Source organism: Qipengyuania sp. SM2507 (assembly GCF_053714505.1).
On the sequence record NZ_CM132307.1, the window covers coordinates 2,228,200 to 2,244,388 of the forward strand.

At 65.7% G+C, this 16,189-nt stretch carries 16 protein-coding genes; 8 read left to right on the forward strand and 8 right to left on the reverse strand.

The features are described 5' to 3' along the window. The first annotated feature begins 166 nt into the window (after nucleotides 1–166). Nucleotides 167–1,717, forward strand: coding sequence for a catalase (locus ACWIKC_RS10950; protein WP_454597536.1), 1,551 nt, complete (start codon nucleotides 167–169; stop codon nucleotides 1,715–1,717). 3 nt (nucleotides 1,718–1,720) lie between these two features. Here the strand turns inward: ACWIKC_RS10950 and ACWIKC_RS10955 are convergent, their stop codons facing one another. From ACWIKC_RS10955 to ACWIKC_RS10965, 3 genes are all read right to left on the reverse strand, one after another. Continuing rightward, the gene (locus tag ACWIKC_RS10955; RefSeq protein WP_454597537.1) at nucleotides 1,721–2,290 is read right to left on the reverse strand and encodes a Smr/MutS family protein; all 570 of its coding nucleotides are present in this window, start codon (nucleotides 2,288–2,290) and stop codon (nucleotides 1,721–1,723) included. Beyond that, the gene (gene mltA, locus ACWIKC_RS10960) at nucleotides 2,287–3,486 is read right to left on the reverse strand and encodes a murein transglycosylase A (RefSeq protein ID WP_454599486.1); all 1,200 of its coding nucleotides are present in this window, start codon (nucleotides 3,484–3,486) and stop codon (nucleotides 2,287–2,289) included. Before mltA ends, ACWIKC_RS10955 begins: the two co-directional genes overlap by 4 nt. A gap of 62 nt (nucleotides 3,487–3,548) precedes the next feature. Continuing rightward, nucleotides 3,549–4,199, reverse strand: a complete 651-nt coding sequence (locus ACWIKC_RS10965) for a Tim44/TimA family putative adaptor protein (RefSeq protein ID WP_454597538.1) — start codon at nucleotides 4,197–4,199, stop codon at nucleotides 3,549–3,551. Between the two features lie 270 nt (nucleotides 4,200–4,469). Here ACWIKC_RS10965 and secB point away from each other — a divergent pair, with 270 nt between their 5' ends. The 4 genes from secB to ACWIKC_RS10985 all read left to right on the forward strand — a co-directional run bounded on the left by secB (nucleotide 4,470) and on the right by ACWIKC_RS10985 (nucleotide 8,525). Beyond that, nucleotides 4,470–5,006, forward strand: coding sequence for a protein-export chaperone SecB (gene secB, locus ACWIKC_RS10970; protein ID WP_454597539.1), 537 nt, complete (start codon nucleotides 4,470–4,472; stop codon nucleotides 5,004–5,006). Nucleotides 5,007–5,030: 24 nt separating this feature from the next. Next, nucleotides 5,031–6,602, forward strand: coding sequence for a murein biosynthesis integral membrane protein MurJ (murJ, locus tag ACWIKC_RS10975; RefSeq protein WP_454597540.1), 1,572 nt, complete (start codon nucleotides 5,031–5,033; stop codon nucleotides 6,600–6,602). A 4-nt stretch (nucleotides 6,603–6,606) separates the two neighbouring features. Continuing rightward, nucleotides 6,607–7,677, forward strand: coding sequence for a tryptophan--tRNA ligase (gene trpS / locus ACWIKC_RS10980; RefSeq protein ID WP_454597541.1), 1,071 nt, complete (start codon nucleotides 6,607–6,609; stop codon nucleotides 7,675–7,677). Between the two features lie 152 nt (nucleotides 7,678–7,829). Further along, complete coding sequence (locus tag ACWIKC_RS10985) at nucleotides 7,830–8,525, forward strand: DUF4136 domain-containing protein (RefSeq protein ID WP_454597542.1); 696 nt, start codon at nucleotides 7,830–7,832, stop codon at nucleotides 8,523–8,525. Nucleotides 8,526–8,597: 72 nt separating this feature from the next. Here ACWIKC_RS10985 and dut read toward each other — a convergent pair whose 3' ends face one another. Both dut and ACWIKC_RS10995 read right to left on the reverse strand, forming a co-directional pair. Next, a complete protein-coding gene (dut, locus tag ACWIKC_RS10990; protein WP_454597543.1) occupies nucleotides 8,598–9,059 on the reverse strand; it encodes a dUTP diphosphatase in 462 nt (153 codons plus the stop codon). Further along, complete coding sequence (locus ACWIKC_RS10995; protein WP_454597544.1) at nucleotides 9,052–10,743, reverse strand: bifunctional phosphopantothenoylcysteine decarboxylase/phosphopantothenate synthase; 1,692 nt, start codon at nucleotides 10,741–10,743, stop codon at nucleotides 9,052–9,054. The genes dut and ACWIKC_RS10995 overlap by 8 nt, the downstream gene beginning before the upstream one ends. A 198-nt stretch (nucleotides 10,744–10,941) precedes the next feature. Between ACWIKC_RS10995 and ACWIKC_RS11000 the strand changes: the two genes are divergently transcribed. After that, nucleotides 10,942–11,331, forward strand: coding sequence for a hypothetical protein (locus ACWIKC_RS11000; protein WP_454597545.1), 390 nt, complete (start codon nucleotides 10,942–10,944; stop codon nucleotides 11,329–11,331). Here the strand turns inward: ACWIKC_RS11000 and ACWIKC_RS11005 are convergent. From ACWIKC_RS11005 to ACWIKC_RS11015, 3 genes are read right to left on the reverse strand one after another with little or no spacing between them, the layout of a single operon-like run. After that, nucleotides 11,328–12,440, reverse strand: a complete 1,113-nt coding sequence (locus ACWIKC_RS11005; protein ID WP_454597546.1) for a hypothetical protein — start codon at nucleotides 12,438–12,440, stop codon at nucleotides 11,328–11,330. The genes ACWIKC_RS11000 and ACWIKC_RS11005 overlap by 4 nt on opposite strands. Then, entirely contained in the window at nucleotides 12,428–13,996 is a 1,569-nt protein-coding gene (gene ubiB, locus ACWIKC_RS11010) for a 2-polyprenylphenol 6-hydroxylase (RefSeq protein ID WP_454597547.1), read from the reverse strand. Before ubiB ends, ACWIKC_RS11005 begins: the two co-directional genes overlap by 13 nt. 4 nt (nucleotides 13,997–14,000) lie before the next feature. Further along, nucleotides 14,001–14,732 (reverse strand): class I SAM-dependent methyltransferase, encoded by a 732-nt coding sequence (locus ACWIKC_RS11015; RefSeq protein WP_454597548.1) that lies wholly within the window; start codon nucleotides 14,730–14,732, stop codon nucleotides 14,001–14,003. Between the two features lie 56 nt (nucleotides 14,733–14,788). Here ACWIKC_RS11015 and mutM point away from each other — a divergent pair, with 56 nt between their 5' ends. Both mutM and rpsT read left to right on the forward strand, forming a co-directional pair. After that, on the forward strand, nucleotides 14,789–15,604 hold the full coding sequence (mutM, locus tag ACWIKC_RS11020; protein WP_454597549.1) for a bifunctional DNA-formamidopyrimidine glycosylase/DNA-(apurinic or apyrimidinic site) lyase: 816 nt from the start codon (nucleotides 14,789–14,791) through the stop codon (nucleotides 15,602–15,604). Between the two features lie 156 nt (nucleotides 15,605–15,760). Beyond that, a complete protein-coding gene (rpsT, locus tag ACWIKC_RS11025) occupies nucleotides 15,761–16,021 on the forward strand; it encodes a 30S ribosomal protein S20 (RefSeq protein WP_454597550.1) in 261 nt (86 codons plus the stop codon). Nucleotides 16,022–16,189: the final 168 nt, after the last annotated feature.

Sequence of the window (16,189 nt, forward strand, 5' to 3'; positions counted from 1 at the left end):
CGCTTTAGAGCTAAGGAAGGCCCCCGGCAGCGATGTCGGGGGCCTTTTGCGTTGGTACTCGCGAGCAGCGCCTGAACCACGCTTATATCAGCCTCGGGCTACGGAACGTAGGGAGCCGCACGCGCGTTCGTTAGGTGAATTCTCCACACTACCGAAAGGCGTCGCCATGGCCGACAAGAGCGTACCCCCCACCACCACCGATACGGGCATCCGAGTCCAGTCGGACGAACATTCGCTGACGCTGGGCCCCGATGGCCCGATCGTGCTCAACGATCACTATCTGATCGAGCAGATGGCCAACTTCAATCGGGAGCGAATCCCCGAGCGCCAGCCGCACGCCAAGGGTTCGGGCGCGTTCGGCCATTTCGAAACCACCGCCGACATCACGAAATACACCAAGGCCAAATTCTTCCAGCCCGGTACCAAGACCGATGTCGCCATGCGGTTCTCCACCGTAGCGGGCGAGCGCGGCAGCCCCGACACCTGGCGCGATCCGCGCGGGTTTTCGGTGAAATTCTATACCGAGGACGGCAATTTCGACATGGTCGGCAACAACACGCCGATCTTCTTCATCCGCGATCCGATGAAGTTCCAGCACTTCATCCGCAGCCAGAAGCGCCGCGCGGACAACGGCCTGCGCGATCACGACATGATGTGGGATTTCTGGACGCTGAGCCCGGAAAGCGCACATCAGGTCACCTATCTGATGGGCGATCGCGGCGTGCCGAAGAACTGGCGCGAGATGAACGGCTATTCCAGCCACACCTACATGCTGATCAACGATGCGGGCGAAAAGTTCTGGGTCAAATGGCATTTCCACACCGATGTGGGCAGCATGGGCGGCAACGCCCATCTGACGCAGGACGAAGCGGTCAAGACGGCCGGCGAGGACAGCGACTATCACCGCCGCGACCTGTTCGATGCGATCTCGGGCGGCAATTTCCCGAGCTGGACGCTGAAGTTCCAGATCATGCCGTTCGAGGACGCCAAGACCTATCACATCAACCCGTTCGACCTCACCAAGACCTGGCCGCACGAGGATTACCCGCTGATCGAAATCGGCAAACTGACGTTGAACGAGAACCCCGTCGATTGGGACACCCAGATCGAACAGCTCGCATTCGAACCGAACAACATGGTGCCAGGCATCGGCCTGTCGCCGGACAAGATGCTGCTGGCGCGTGGCTTCTCCTATTCGGACGCGCATCGTGCGCGGCTCGGCGTCAATTACAAGCAGATCCCGGTCAATGTGGCCCGCAATGCCGAGGTAAACTCCTATTCGCGCGCCGGGGCGATGCGGACGGTGAACGCTGTCGACCCGGTCTATGCGCCCAATTCCTACGGCGGGCCCGCAGCCCAGCCCGAAGTCGGCGGCGAGGCGACCTGGTATGCCGACGGCGACATGGTTCGCGAAGCTTACACCCTGCGCGAAGACGACGACGACTGGAGCCAGCCGCGTGCGCTGATCAACGAGGTAATGGACGATGCGCAGCGTGAGCGTTTCGTCGGCAACGTCGCCGGCCATCTGGCCGATGGGGTCAGCGAGAAAGTGCTGGTCCGCGCCTTCGAATACTGGCGCAATGTGGACGATGCCATCGGCAAGAAGATCGAGAAAATGGTGCGCGACAAGATCGGGGGCAAATCCAAGGCGCCCGGCATGGCAAGCGCCAAATCGATCTCGGGCGAAGGCGACGCGATGCGCGAAGCCGCCGAATAACCCTCAGCGCTCGCGCTTGAGCACGATGTACAGCGCACCCTCGCCCCCGTGGCGGGGGTGCGCCTTTCGTATGGCGGCGATGGCGGCATGGTGGCTGGAGGCGGCGAGCCAGTCGAGCACCTTGGCGCGGATCGCCCCGCGCGCTGTGCCACGATCTGCAGGATCGACCGGGCGCGACTTGCCCGTCACCAGCAGCACCGTGCGCGCGCCCATCGCGCGGGCCTGCGCCACCCCGCTGATCAGCCGCGTATAGGCGGCATCGAGACCGTGGCCGTGCAGGTCGAGTGTGAAATCGGGCGCCATCGTGCCCGCCTTGAGCTTGCGGTCCCAGTGCGAGTCGAGCTCGCTTCCGTGAACGGCTGGCGGCTTGGGCGGAGGACGAACCGGGGCGCGCTGGGCCTTGGGCTTGGCGGGTCGTGGAAGCGGCGGTGCCACTCCAGCGCGTTTTTCCGGCGCACTTGCCGGCAAAATGGCCTTAGGCTCCACCTTTCTGACGACCAGCGGAGTCACCGTTTCGGCGACGCGGTGCCAGGCCTCCGCTTCCTCGTCGGACAGCCCGCGCGGTGGCCTCATCGCCCGTTGAGACGCGCGACGGTCCCCTTGGGCAGCAGCACCAGCGCGCTGCCGCGGCCGCTCATCCCCCCGGCGATCTCCCGCGCATCCGCGCCATTGCCCCAGAAGGTGTCGAAGCGGTTGGCGCCCTTGATCGCGCCGCCGGTGTCCTGCGCCACCCACAGCCCGTCTGCCACATCGCGGTCGAGATCGAGCCACACCGGCGCGCCAAGCGGGACGAAGCGCGGATCGACCGCGACCGAAGCCTCGCGCCGCACCGGGATCTCCAACGCGCCGAGCGGTCCGTCGGTGTCGAGTTCGCGGAAGAATATCCAGCTCTTGTTGAGCCGCATCAGATCCGCGCCCGCTACGGGATAGTCGCGCAGATACTGGACGATGCCCTGCATCGAACCGGCGTATTGGCCCGGCCCGTCGCCGAGCAGCCCGCGCTCGCGCATGACGCTGCCGATGCCGACATATTCGCGCCCGTTCTGCCCGGCGTAGCCGATCCGCATCCGCGAGCCGTCGGGCAGCCGCAGCAGGCCCGAGCCCTGGATCTGGAGGAAAAAGAATTCGATCGGGTCTGCCGCCCAGGCAATCTCGAGCCCGCGGCCCGCCAGCGCGCCCTGCTCGATCTCTGCGCGCTCGTAATAGGGTACGAAATCGCCGCCGGCAGCGGCTCGCCCGAGCGGGGGACGCCCCTCGCGTTCGCTTTCCGCCATGGCGGTCGGCCAGCCGCGAACGAGATCGGGCGGCATGCGATAGACCGGGACGGAGGATCCGGGTTGCGGCGTGCGGCTTCCGAGGATTTCGGGTTCGAAATAACCGGTCGCGAAAGCCGCGCCCTCGCCGACGCGCGCGGTCTCGAAATGGGTGTCGAAGAAGCGGACAGCGTCGCCGGAGCCCCAGGATGTCGCGGCCTCGCAGGCGAGGCGCCAGTCGTCGCGCTGGGTCAGCCCGCTCTGGTCGGTGCGGATCAGCAGCTTGGGGCAGGATTCGCGGAAGCCCGCGAGCGCACTGGCGGCGTCGTTCCGCCCCAGCCCCAGCGAGGCGATCGCCGGTCCGCGGGCAATGCCCGCAAGCGCAGCGCTCTCCGCGAGGGTTCCGGGCACGGACGGACCCGGCACGGGGACGGTACGGGTGCAGGCGGCAAGCAGCGCCAGCGCAGCCAGGACGAGTGAAGAGCGGAAGATGCGCATGCTGTCGCCAGTTCCCATCGTCATCTTCCGCAGGTGCGCCTCAGTCCTGGATCATCGGCGAATCAGCGCCGCTGCGCAGATCAGTCCTGATCGGTTTCGTCGAGAATCCAGTTGGGTTCGGGCGAATCCACATGGCGCGCAAAGGTCCAGATATCGCGGCTTTCGACGGCATCGTCGAGCGAGCCGGCGATGACCGTTTCATCGCGATCGCGGGTCACCGCAGCGATATCGGCGACGAACAGCACCGCGACGCGCGCCATCCGCCCGTCGAGTTCGGCGCTTTTGATCGTCGCATTCTCGATTCTCACCAGCCGGTTGGCGAGGGTCTCGCCCGCTTCCTTGCGCGCGTCGATCGCGCCGGCGAAGCTTTCATAGACATCGTCGTCGCACAATTCGCGCAAGGTTTCGCGATCGCCTTCCCAGAAGGCTTCGAGGATCATGCCGTAGGCGCCCTTCGCCCCTTCGAGGAAGGAGACGACATCGAAGCGCGGATCGGCACCGGCGATCGCCCGCACGCCCGCCTCGGTCCCGGCGGGAATGTCCGCCTGGCGCAATTGCACCGAAGGCTGGGCGGAGCGCGCCGACTCATCGGCGGGCAGGCGGTCTTCGCCGCGTTCGATACGGCGAGGCACGACCTCTTCCTCGTGCTCGGCCCGGCGACCGAGCACCGAATAAAGCCGCAGGCCGAGAAAGGCGGCGACGGCGGCGAGGATGACGATTTCCAGTATCACGTAAAGCACCTGCAGTTTTGGCCCGTTTGAACAAGCGGCACGGGCCCGAGATTTTCGTAACTTACCCCTGCCCTACATAGGTGTAAAACTCAAATGGACAACACGCCGCGCGGCTTCTTCCCGCCGCCCTGCAGGCCCGCCCCGTCCCGTGCAGCGCAGTTGCCGCACACATAAGCAGGTGCTACGCGCGCCTCCGAACCGGTGCCAGGCCCAACCAGCCGCCCGCGACAGGCACCGCAGAGCCAACACTGACACGAAAGACTACGCATCATGGCCGACGAAGGCGATATCCTTACCGACATCAATCCCGATCCCGCAGCCGGCTCCAACGGCGCGGACGATCGCCCCGCCGCCGGCATGATCTCGCAATATGTGAAAGATCTTTCGGTCGAGAACCCCAATGCGCCGGCCTGCTTCCAGTGGACCGACCAGCCGCAGATCGATCTGCAGTTCAACATCGGCGCGACCCCGGTCAACGGTGAAGTGCACGAAGTCGAGCTCAAGGTGAACATCACGGCCAAGGGCGAGAAGGGCAATTTCTATCTCGTCGAGCTGAGCTATTGCGGCCTCGCCGGCCTGCGCAACCTGCCCGATGAGCACGCCCACGCCTTTCTCTATGCCGAAGCGCCGCGCATCCTCTTCCCCTTCGCGCGCCGCGTGATCGCCGATGCGACCCGCGATGCCGGTTTCCCGCCGCTGATGATGGAGCCGATGGATTTCGGTGCGCTCTACCAGCAGCAACTTGCCGCGCGCGCGCAGGAACAGCAGGGCGAAGGCCAGGCGCCCCTGCCCGGCGGCAACGCCTGACGCCGCGCTGACCAGGGCTCGGGCATGAGCCTGCTCAAAAACGTCGGGACGATCGGCGGGCTGACCATGGTCAGCCGCGTCGCCGGCATGGCGCGCGAGATGATCTTCAGCCGCGTGCTCGGTGCCAATGCGGTGACCGACGCGTGGTTTCAGGCCTTCATCATCCCGAACGTGTTCCGCCGGCTATTCGCCGAGGGCGCCTTCTCGGCCGCCTTCGTGCCGATGTTCTCCAAGCGGCTGCATGGCGAAGGTGGGCTCGAAGCCGCGCGCAGCTTCAGCGACGAGGTGCTGAGCGTCTTCCTGCCGGTGCTGATCGCTCTGACTGCCATCCTGCTGCTGGCGATGCCCGGCGTGATCTGGCTGCTGGCCGACAAGCCGGTCGATCCCGGCGAGTTCGACATGGCGGTCGATTTCGCGCGGATCATGTTCCCCTATATCGTGCTGGTGAGCATGGTGACTCTGTTCACCGGCATGCTCAATTCGGTTTCGCGCTTCGCGCCCGGAGCGAGCTTTCCGATCATCCTCAATCTGGTGCTGATTGCAGCGCTGCTGCTTGGCGAGCGGTGGATGGATGCGACCGGCGCGAGCGTGGAGCAGACCGCCTATGGGATCGCCTGGGCGGTAACCGGTGCGGGCGTGATGCAGCTGGTCTGGCTTTTCGTATGGGTCCGGGTCGAGGGCTTCCGGCCCAAGCTGCTATGGCCGAGGCTGACCCCCGAGGTGAAGCGGCTCGGGATCATTGCCCTGCCCGCGGCGATCGGCGGGGGCGCCTATCAGATCAACACGCTGGTGCAGCTCTATTTCCTCAACCAGCTCGAGAGCGGGTCGGTCAGCTACATGAATTACGCCGACCGGCTGAACCAGCTGCCGCTGGGCATCATCGGGATCGCGCTGAGCACCGCGATCCTGCCCACGCTGTCGAAATTCGTCGGCAGCAAGAACAAGGAAGGTGCCGACCGGGTGCAATCCGATGCGATCGAGCTGGCGATGCTGTTGACCATCCCCGCCGCAGTCGCGCTGGCGATCTGCGCGACGCCGTTCGTGACCATGATTTTCCAGGGCGGGCGGTTCGATCTGGCCGATGCGGCGGTGACGGGCAATGTGCTCGCCGTGCTGGTGCTGGGCCTGCCTGCCTATGTGCTGGTGAAAGTGCTGGTGCCCAATTTCTACGCCCGGGCTGACACCCGGACCCCGGTCTATGCGGCCTTCATTTCGTTGGCGGTGTTCGTCGCCTTCAACATTGCCTTTCTCCAGCGCTTCGGCGTCGTCGGGGTCGCCTATGCCAGCGTGATCGGCGCCTGGATCAACACCGGCTTTCTCTACATCGTGCTGTGGCGACGCCAGTATTACCGGCTACCCGGCGCGCTGGTGCTGCGGATCGCGCGGCAACTGGTCGCGGCGGCGGTGATGGGCGCCGCGCTGTGGTTCGCGCGCGATCTACTGTCCGGCTATTTCGCTGCCGGACTGTTGGCACGACTGTTCGCGCTCGCGGTACTCGTCGGCTGCGCCGCACTCGTCTATTTCGGGGTGGCCTTTGCCGTCGGCGCGATCGACCGGCAAAGGATCGTCACCCTCACCAAAAAGAAAGCACCCTGATATCATGCGCGTCGTTTCCGGCATCCAGCCTACCGGCAATCTGCACCTCGGCAACTACCTCGGCGCGATCCGCAACTGGGTGCGCATGCAGGACGATATCGATGCGGGCGACCGCGCTCAAGCAGCCCAAGGCGGTGGCGCACAAAACAACCAGTGCCTGTTCTTCCTCGCCGATCTGCACGCGATCTCACAGCCGCATGTCCCCGCCGAACTCTATCGCGGCTCGCTGGAGATGACCGCCGCGCTGGTCGCCTGCGGGATCGATCCCGCGCGCTCGATCCTGTTCAACCAGGCACAGGTCCCGCAGCATGCCGAGCTGCAATGGCTGCTCAGCGGCACCGCGCGGATGGGCTGGCTCAACCGCATGACGCAGTGGAAGGACAAGGCCGGCAAGAATCGCGAGGGCCAGTCGGTGGCGCTGTTCTCCTATCCGGTGCTGCAGGCGGCGGATGTGCTGCTCTACCAGGCCACGCATGTGCCAGTGGGCGAGGACCAGAAGCAGCATCTCGAACTGGCGCGCGACATCGCCCAGAAGTTCAACAACGACTTCGCACCCAAGAACGAGAATGGCGAGGAAGTGCCGGTCTTCACCCTGCCCGAGCCTTTCATCCCCCCGGTCGCAGCGCGGATCATGAGCCTGCGCGATGGCAGCGCGAAGATGAGCAAGTCCGACCCGTCGGATCTCAGCCGCATCAACCTGGCCGACGATGCCGAAACGGTGATGCGCAAGATCAAGAAGGCCAAGACCGATCCCGAACCGCTGCCGGGCGAACTGGCCGGGCTGGTGGGGCGCCCTGAGGCGCTCAACCTCGTCACCATCTACGCCGCAGTCTCCGACCGCAGCGCCGAGGACGTGCTGCGCGAATTCGCCGGCCAGGGTTTCGGCGCGTTCAAGCCCGCACTGGGCGAATTGCTGGTCGAGACGCTGCGCCCGATCTCGCAGCGCTTCACCGAGCTGCTCGAGGACCGCGAATCGCTCGACGCCATCCTGGCGACGGGCGCCGCGCGGGCACGAACCTTGGCGCGCCCGACGCTCGACTCGGTCTATCGCGCGCTGGGCCTCGTCAGGGCCTGACGCCCCCGGGGCGCTGGCGCTTCACTAATCGTCTGATAAGTAACGCATTCAATCCCGGTTCAGGCCCGGCGGTTTACACCGTCATCGAACGCTGACAGCATGGCATGGGGAAACGGCCGCGCGCAGCGTGACTGTCTCGAAAGGATACCACCATGACGACCCGCAATAAGGGTTGGGGGCGCACCGTGAAGCTGGCCTCCGTCCCCATCATCCTCGCCAGCCTCGCGGCTTGCGCCACGCCGTTCAAGGCCGATGTCTCACGCTTCCAGACACAGCTTCCCGCACCCGCGGGCGAAAGCTTTGCCGTGGTCGCGGACGACCCGGCGCTGGCCGGCGGACTCGAATTCGCGATGTACGCCGACCGCGTCGAGGAGCAGATGCAACGCCTCGGCTACGCCCAGGCCGCTACGCCCGAAACCGCGAGCTTGCTGGTGCGCTTCGACTACGGGGTCGATAACGGCCGCGAGAAACTCCGCGCCACCGGTTTCCGCGATCCGTTCTACGATTCCTGGTATGGCTACAGCCCCTTTTACCGCTCACGCCCCGGCTATCGTTCGTCCTTCTACGGCAATCGTTGGGGCTACGGCTTCTACGATCCGTGGTTCGGCGGACCCGAGGTGACCAGCACCACTGTCTATACCAGCGGCATCGACCTCAAGATCGATCGCACCGCGACCGGCGAACGGCTGTTCGAAGGCAAGGCCGAAGCCGTCTCGACCTCGGACCGCCTGCAATATCTGGTGCCCAATCTGGTCGAAGCGATGTTCACCGACTTCCCCGGCCGTTCGGGCGAAACGGTCCGCATCTCGATCGCCCCGGAAAAGAAGACCGTGCGCCGGATCGACTGAACAGCCCACTGAAACCCAAAGCAAAAGGGCGGCCCCGGCGGGTCGCCCTTTTTTGTATGCCGGCCACACAGATCAGCGCAGTTTGGCGTGTCCGCCGGTCGAACCGAAACCGCTCTCTCCGCGCTCGGTGGCATCGAGATCGGCGACCTCCTCCCAGCGGGCGCGAACCACCGGGGCCAGCACCAGCTGCGCGATGCGGTCGCCACGCGCGATCGCGAAGGCCTCGGCCCCGTGATTGACGAGGATGATCTTCAGCTCCCCGCGATAGTCGGAATCGATCGTGCCCGGCGCGTTGGGCACGCTAATCCCGTGCTTGAGCGCGAGGCCGGAGCGCGGGCGGACCTGCATTTCATACCCCTCGGGAATGGCCAGCGCGAAGCCGGTCGTGACCGCATGGCGCGCGCCAGGGGCGAGTTCGACCGCTTCGGCAGCGACGACATCCATCCCCGCAGCGCCCTGCGTGGCATAGGCGGGCCGGTCGAGCCCTTCGCCATGCGCCAGTCGCTTGATGCGCACGCCGACCGGGTCAGTCATCGCGATCCTCCTGCAGAGCGGCCAAGGAATCGGCGGCACGGCGCACGAGCTCGCGCGCGACATCCAGCTTGGACATTTGCTCGAGCGTCTCGACGCCGACCTCGGAGACGATCTGCACCTGATTGTTGTCGCCACCCATGACCCCGCCATCGCCGGTGTCGGTGACATTGTTGGCGATGATCCAGTCCGCACCCTTGCGCTTGCGCTTGGACTTGGCGTTTTCGAGCAGATTCTCGGTTTCGGCGGCAAAACCGATCAGCAGTCCGGGACGGTTGCGACCCGAGGCGACCGTCGCAAGAATATCGGGATTTTCCGAGAGTATCAGCGCCGGCGGCGCCGAGCCGCGTTTCTTCATCTTTTCGTTGGCAACATGGCTGCTCTTCCAGTCGGCCACCGCCGCCACCATGAAGGCGATATCGGCGGGCAGCGCCTGCTTGACCTCGGCAGCCATTTCCTCCGCGCTTTCCACATCGATCCGGTCGACCCCGATCGGCGTCGGCAGATGCACCGGGCCTGCCACGAGCGTGACCCGAGCACCCGCACCAGCGGCCATCGCGGCGATCGCGAAACCCTGCTTGCCCGAGCTGCGGTTGGCGAGATAGCGGACCGGATCGATCCGCTCCCAGGTAGGGCCCGCGGTGACCAGAACATGCCTGCCATAGAGCGGGCGATGCTCGGGATCGGGATCGAATTCCGGCTGCCCTGCCAGCGGGTCGGCGGCATCGTCCGCAGGCGGCTGCGGCCACGCACCATCGTCCGCACCGGCGAACTGGAAATCGAGCGCGGCGGGATCGGTCAATGCCGCCGCAGCTGCCTTGCCCTTGCTCGCCAGCAGCGGCCCGCCGAGATCGGGATCCGGAGCACCGACATCCTGCGCTTCTTCGGGATCGAACCACGGGTCTTCGGGCATATCCTGCTCGGGTAATGCCTCGAGTTCGGCGTCGATCTCGGCGTGCGACCGCTTCGCGGTGCTGCGCGGGATGAGGGCGGAGAGCAGCGAATTCCACGCACCCTTGCTCTCGACCTCGGGTTCGGGCTCGAGCGCTTCGGCGGCGAGGTCGTCGCGATAGGCTTCGCGCTGCCTCGCCTGTCCGGGGTCCGTTGCCGGGGAAGCGGCCAGCTTGGCGACATCGCTATCGATCTCGAGATCGAACTGCCGGGCAATCGCCTGGAGAACCGCAGCCGGCTCGGGGAGCCGCCCCGGGCCGAATTCGCCGCAGGCCATCGCGCCCTCGTCCGGCTCCATCACCTCGACGCCCGCCTGACGCAGCCATGCGACATTGCGGACCGTCGCCTGGTGCTGCCACATGCGCACATTCATCGCGGGCACGGCGAGCACTGGCTTGTCGGTAGCAAGGATCAGCGTGGTCGCGAGATCGTCGGCGATGCCCGCCGCCATCTTGGCCACCAGGCTCGCGGTGGCCGGGCAGACCACGACCAGATCGGCCTGCCGCGAAAGCTGGATATGCCCCATCTCGACCTCGTCCTTGAGATCGAACAGCGAGGTATAGACCTTGTTCTCGCTCAGCGCGGCAAGCGCCATCGGAGTGACGAATTGCTGCCCGCCCTCGGTCAGCACGCAGGTGACCTCGCCACCCGACTTGCGGATCAGGCGAACGAGTTCGCAGGATTTGTAGGCCGCGATCCCGCCGCCGATCACCAGCAATATGCGCGGGCCTGTCATCGCCCGCACTCGCCGGTCGAAACGCCTGGCTGCGTATCGGGCGCTGCCCCGCCTATGCGATCCCCTAGTCTCATCGACGCGCTTGCTAGCGTCCCGCGGTGGCGAATGCCAGCAAGTCTTGGCACCACGTCGACTGGCTTGCACCGCATAGCCCGCACGCGCATAGTTCCGGCGATTGAAACGGGGGGACTATCCGCAATGCACCTGATCCTGAGCGCCATCATCGTTCTGCTTGCCATCATCGACGTAATCGTGGGTGTCGGTTTTCTGGTCAATCCGGCGCAGGCCGGAGGCGACTTCGGTCTGTCTACCCTAGGCAATGCAGGGACCTCGGCGCTGCGTGCGGATTTCACCGCCTTCTTCTTCGTCGCGGCGCTGTTCATGGCCTGGGGCGCCTGGCGGCGGCGCGGCGAATTGTTGCTGGCGCCGCTGGCGCTGTTCGTGATCGCCTTCACCGGGCGGCTGATCAATCTGCTGGTGCTGGGCGGCTACGAGGACTGGTGGATCCCGATGACGGTCGAGATGGTGCATATCGTGGTGCTCGCGCTGGCGATCCGCGCCTGGCCCAGCCGCCGCACCACTCTCTAATTCCGGGCCAGCGCCGTGCGGACGAGCGAGCGCGCGGCCAGCGGCACGAAAGCGAGACCCACGAACATCGCCGGGGCGACCACCGCACCCCAGTAGAAATTGTTCGCCCGCCCGCCGATCATGAACGCCAGCGCATAGCCGAGATAGAGCAGGCAGGCGGTGCGACCGGCATCGCTTTTCCAGCCGGCCCAGCCGAACACCATCAGCACCGCCAGCGGCCCCGCGATAGCGTGCGGCAGGAAGCGCAGATTGCTCGACAGCACGATCTTTGAAAGCCAGCCCGACAGGCCGTCCAGCGTCAGCCAGGTCGGGCCGAGCGGATCCTGCGGCCCGACAAAACCGGCGACGGTCGAAAGATGGACCATCAGCACCGCCGCGTAGATCAGCGTGAGCAAACCCCAGGCGGCGCCCTCGCGCCAGTCGCGCCGCCACAGCGCCATCGCCGCCATCAGCAGGACGAAGGGCAGCGCATGTTCGCGCAGCAGGAGCGCCAGCGCGGCAACCGCCAGCGAGGCGTGCCAGCGCCCGGGTCGATGCAGCCCGAGCGCGAGCGCGATCAGCATCCCGGTCCAGAATTCGTGCAGGACGAAGTAGTAGCGATTGATGGTGCTCGACCCGCCCAGCACCATCAGCGTCGCACCGATCAGGCGATAGCGCGCACCGCCCGGTTCCTCGCCGAGCCGCTTCCACCAGGCGAAAGCCGTCGCGCCCAGCAACAGGATGCTGAGGCCTTGCAGAACATCTTCGCCCAGCCAGGCATGGAGGAGCGCCAGCGTCGGCAGCCGGACGGCAAGGCCCGGGCGCACCGGGTAATTGCCGCGCCGCTGCTCTTCGACCGCGACGGTGTAATAGTTCTCGCCATAGGCAACCCGCTCGATGATGCGGTCGTAGAGTGCAAGATCAGTGTCGCGTCCATCATCCGTCGAGGTGGCGCTTTCGGGAACGATCGAGGGAACGCTGGCCACCTCGCCATCCATCGATGCGCTCAACGGGGTCAGCGCCGTCAGCGCGAGCAGGACCGTGAGGACGATAAGCAGAACGACCGCAGGCCCGCGTCGCCAATGGGCGAAGCGATCCCACGCCGGTCGCGTCTGGGCTAGCTCAGCCATCCCTGCGCCGCGGCGGCCCAGACCAGCGCGGCCCCGGACAGCGCCGCAACCATATAGCCGATCGCGCCGCCGCCTTCTTCGCGCTTACGCTCGCGCCGCTCCCACATCAGCTCGATATCGGGCACCGGCGGCGGTTCGGGCGCCCCGCCTCGCGCCGGGTAATGCTCGTCGAGCCGCCGGATCAGCGAGGGCAGGCGCAGCAGCGTTTCGGTATCCTCGCGGATGCGTTCGGCCAGCGCGGCTTCGGGTCCGAGCTCGTCGCGGATCCAGGCGCGCACGAAGGGGGCGGAAACATCCCACATGTTGATTGTGGGATCGAGCTGGGTCGCGATCCCCTCGACCATCACCATGGTCTTTTGCAGCAGCAGCAGATGCGGCTGGGTCTGCATGTCGAAATCGCGGGTGATGGCGAACAGACCGTCGAGCATCTGCCCGACGCTGAGTTCGCTCACCGGCTTGCCGCGCATCGGCTCGCCCACCGCGCGCAGCGCCGTGGCGAATTCTTCGACCGAGTGGTGGGAAGGCACATATTGCGCCTCGAAATGGATTTCAGCGACCCGGCGGTAATTGCCCGTGGTCAGCCCGTAGAGGATCTCGGCGAGCCATTGCCGGGCGCGCCGGTCGATCCGGCCCATGATCCCGAAATCGATCGCCACGATGGTGCCGTCGCCGCGCACGAACAGGTTCCCCTGGTGCATGTCGGCATGGAAGAAGCCGCCGCTGATCGCCTGCTTGAGAAAGGCCAGCACCAGCCGCTGCGCGATATCGGGAAGATCGTGGCCCGCGGCGATCAACTGGTCGGTCTGGCTGATCTTGATCCCGTCGATCCACTCCATCGTCATGACCCGGCCATTGGTCCGGTCCCAGTCGATCTCGGGGACGGTATAGCGCTCGGTTCCGACCATCGTCTCGGCCAGTTCGGACGCTGAGGCAGCCTCGCGCCGCAGGTCGAGTTCGCGATTGGTCCAGCGCTTGAAATTGGCGATGGTGAGCCGCGGACGCAGCCGCCGGGCCTCGTCATTGCCGAGCGCTTCGAGATGCGCGGCCGCCCACTCATAGGTGCGGATGTCGCGTTCGAAGCGCTCGCGGATGCCCGGGCGCAGCACCTTGATCGCCACGGTCCGGCCATCGGTGGTGATCGCGCGATGCACCTGCGCTATCGAGGCTGCGCCCACCGGCACCGGATCGATCTCGAGGAACAGCTCGGACAGCGGCTGGACGAAGGTCGCGGCGATTGCAGCTTCGATCTGTTCGAAGGGCACCGGAGGGAGATTGTCCTGCAGGCTGAGCAGGTTCTGCGCCGCCTCGTCGCCCACGAGATCAGGCCGGGTCGCCAAGGTTTGACCCAGCTTGATCGCCGCTGGACCGATCGCGCGGAAGGCGCCGGCATAGTCGGGTTGCGCTGGCTGGATGGTACCGAACCGCGCAATCCGGGCCAGCCGCTTGACCTGCGGCGGAGTGTTGGGGTCGCGCTCGATCCCGCGCAGCGCGCCGTGGCGCGCCAGGGTGCGGCCCCATTTGAGAAGCCGCCAGATGTGAGTAGCTGGACGCGTCACGATATCAGGTCTTCCATCCCGAATGGATCGCCACCAGCCCACCAAGGATCGGTTCGACGCGCGTCTGGGTGAAGCCGGCGGCGCGGATCATGCTCTGGAATTCGGGCATCGGCGGGAACCGGCGGATCGACTCGACGAGATAGCGATAGCTCTCCTCGTCGCCGGCGATGGCCTTGCCAAGCTGCGGAACCAGCTTGTGAGAATAGAGATCGTAAGCCTGTTTGAAGCCCGGCCATTCGACGGTCGAGAATTCGAGGCAGAAGAACCGCCCGCCGAATTTGAGCACGCGGTGCGCCTCGGCCAGCGCCCGGTCGATATGGGTGACGTTGCGGATCCCGAATGCGATCGTATAGGCATCGAACAGCCGCGCCGGATAGCTCAGCACTTCGGCATTCTGGCACGACCAGGCGAGCCCGGTCAGACCGCGATCGAGCGCGCGCTCCATCCCGACATCGAGCATGTCCTGGTTGATATCGGCGACTGTCACCTCAGCGCCGCGTTCGACCATGCGGAAAGCAATGTCGCCGGTGCCGCCCGCCATGTCGAGAATCGCCTCGCCCGGCTGCGGTTTTACCCGCGCTACGAAACGATCCTTCCACAACCGGTGCATCCCGCCCGACATGGCGTCGTTCATGATGTCGTATTTGGCAGCGACGTTGGAGAACACCGCGCCCACGCGCTCGGTTTTCTCGTCGGGGGCCACGTCTTCGTAGCCGAAGGAAACGGTGTCGTTCATGGGGGCGAGCCTTAGGGACAATTGCCGGGCGGGCAAAGGGTGTTAGAGACACGGCCATGCCCGAACTTCCCGAAGTCGAGACCACCGTGCGCGGGTTGACGCGTTTTCTCGATGGCGAGATCATCACATCGGTGACCGTCAACCGCCCCGACCTGCGGCGGCCCTTCCCACCCGGCCTGGTCCAGGCGCTGACCGGCGCACGCGTCATCGGGCTCAGCCGACGCGCCAAATACGGGCTGATCCACACCGCGCGCGATCATGTCATGGTCTTCCATCTCGGCATGAGCGGACGGTGGCGGATCGATCCGGAGGAGGACTTGTCGCACGACCATCTGGTGCTGGAGACCGCCGGGCATCGCTTCGCGCTCAACGATCCGCGCCGCTTTGGCTCGGTCGATCTGCTGCTCGGGTCCGAACTGGACGCCTGGCCGGCCTTCGCTGCGCTCGGCCCAGAACCGCTTGGTTCGGAGCTAACTGCAGCTTGGCTGCGCGAGCGGACGAAGGGGCGCAAACCGGCGATCAAGCAGCTCCTGCTCGACCAGCGCGTGGTAGCTGGACTGGGGAATATCTATGTCTGCGAGGCGCTGTGGCGCGCTCGGATCGATCCGCGCAAGGAAGGCGGACGTGTCACCGCCCCCCAGTTCGAACGGCTTGTACCGGCAATTCGCGACGTGCTCGAGCAATCGATCCGCGACGGCGGCTCGACCTTGCGCGATTTCGCCCAGCCCGATGGCGAATTGGGCTATTTCGCCACCCGCTTCGACGTCTATGGTCGGACCGACCAGCCATGCCACCGAGAGGACGGCGGCACGATCCAACGGCTGGTCCAGGGTGGGCGCAGCACCTGGTATTGTCCGCGCTGCCAGAAATAGCCCGCGCCCGCAGGCCAAGAAACCATTGACGATTCGCCGCCATCGACCTATGTCGCCCGCTTTCCGGCGGTCATGCGCCGATTTTCGCAAGATTCGACAGTCTCGGCGGGCGCGCTCCATGCGGCCGCACGAGGCACGAGCCAGACAAGGACGACCATGGCCAATACGCCGCAAGCCAAAAAGCGCATCCGTCGCAACGACCGCCGCTCCGAGATCAACACCGCGCGCAAGAGCCGCATCCGCACCTTCGTGAAGCAGGTCGAGACCGCCTGCGAAGCCGGTGACAAGGAAGCAGCCACTGTGGCGCTCAAGGAAGCCCAGCCCGAGCTGGCGCGCGGCGTCGCGCGCGGCGTGCTGCACAAGAACACCGCCTCGCGCAAGATGAGCCGGCTGAGCAAGCGCGTCGCCTCGCTCTGATCCGAATCGCTTCGCGCACTCGCCTTGAGCGGCGATGGCGCGAAAGCAGGCAAATGACAGCAAGGTCGCTGCGGCAACGCGGCGACCTTTTGTTTTGGGTGCGATCCGGACCGATCTATTCAGTCGTCAGACTGAAACCCAACTGTAATCTTCGCTGCCCGCGACTCC

What these genes read in the sequence shown, in the direction of transcription:
- ACWIKC_RS10950 (WP_454597536.1), top strand. Translation starts at nt 167, where the DNA reads ATGGCCGACAAGAGCGTACCCCCCACCACCACCGATACGGGCATCCGA.
- ACWIKC_RS10955 (WP_454597537.1), bottom strand. Translation starts at nt 2,290, where the DNA reads ATGAGGCCACCGCGCGGGCTGTCCGACGAGGAAGCGGAGGCCTGGCAC.
- mltA (WP_454599486.1), bottom strand. Translation starts at nt 3,486, where the DNA reads ATGGGAACTGGCGACAGCATGCGCATCTTCCGCTCTTCACTCGTCCTG.
- secB (WP_454597539.1), top strand. Translation starts at nt 4,470, where the DNA reads ATGGCCGACGAAGGCGATATCCTTACCGACATCAATCCCGATCCCGCA.
- murJ (WP_454597540.1), top strand. Translation starts at nt 5,031, where the DNA reads ATGAGCCTGCTCAAAAACGTCGGGACGATCGGCGGGCTGACCATGGTC.
- trpS (WP_454597541.1), top strand. Translation starts at nt 6,607, where the DNA reads ATGCGCGTCGTTTCCGGCATCCAGCCTACCGGCAATCTGCACCTCGGC.
- ACWIKC_RS10985 (WP_454597542.1), top strand. Translation starts at nt 7,830, where the DNA reads ATGACGACCCGCAATAAGGGTTGGGGGCGCACCGTGAAGCTGGCCTCC.
- dut (WP_454597543.1), bottom strand. Translation starts at nt 9,059, where the DNA reads ATGACTGACCCGGTCGGCGTGCGCATCAAGCGACTGGCGCATGGCGAA.
- ACWIKC_RS10995 (WP_454597544.1), bottom strand. Translation starts at nt 10,743, where the DNA reads ATGACAGGCCCGCGCATATTGCTGGTGATCGGCGGCGGGATCGCGGCC.
- ACWIKC_RS11000 (WP_454597545.1), top strand. Translation starts at nt 10,942, where the DNA reads ATGCACCTGATCCTGAGCGCCATCATCGTTCTGCTTGCCATCATCGAC.
- ACWIKC_RS11005 (WP_454597546.1), bottom strand. Translation starts at nt 12,440, where the DNA reads ATGGCTGAGCTAGCCCAGACGCGACCGGCGTGGGATCGCTTCGCCCAT.
- ACWIKC_RS11015 (WP_454597548.1), bottom strand. Translation starts at nt 14,732, where the DNA reads ATGAACGACACCGTTTCCTTCGGCTACGAAGACGTGGCCCCCGACGAG.
- mutM (WP_454597549.1), top strand. Translation starts at nt 14,789, where the DNA reads ATGCCCGAACTTCCCGAAGTCGAGACCACCGTGCGCGGGTTGACGCGT.
- rpsT (WP_454597550.1), top strand. Translation starts at nt 15,761, where the DNA reads ATGGCCAATACGCCGCAAGCCAAAAAGCGCATCCGTCGCAACGACCGC.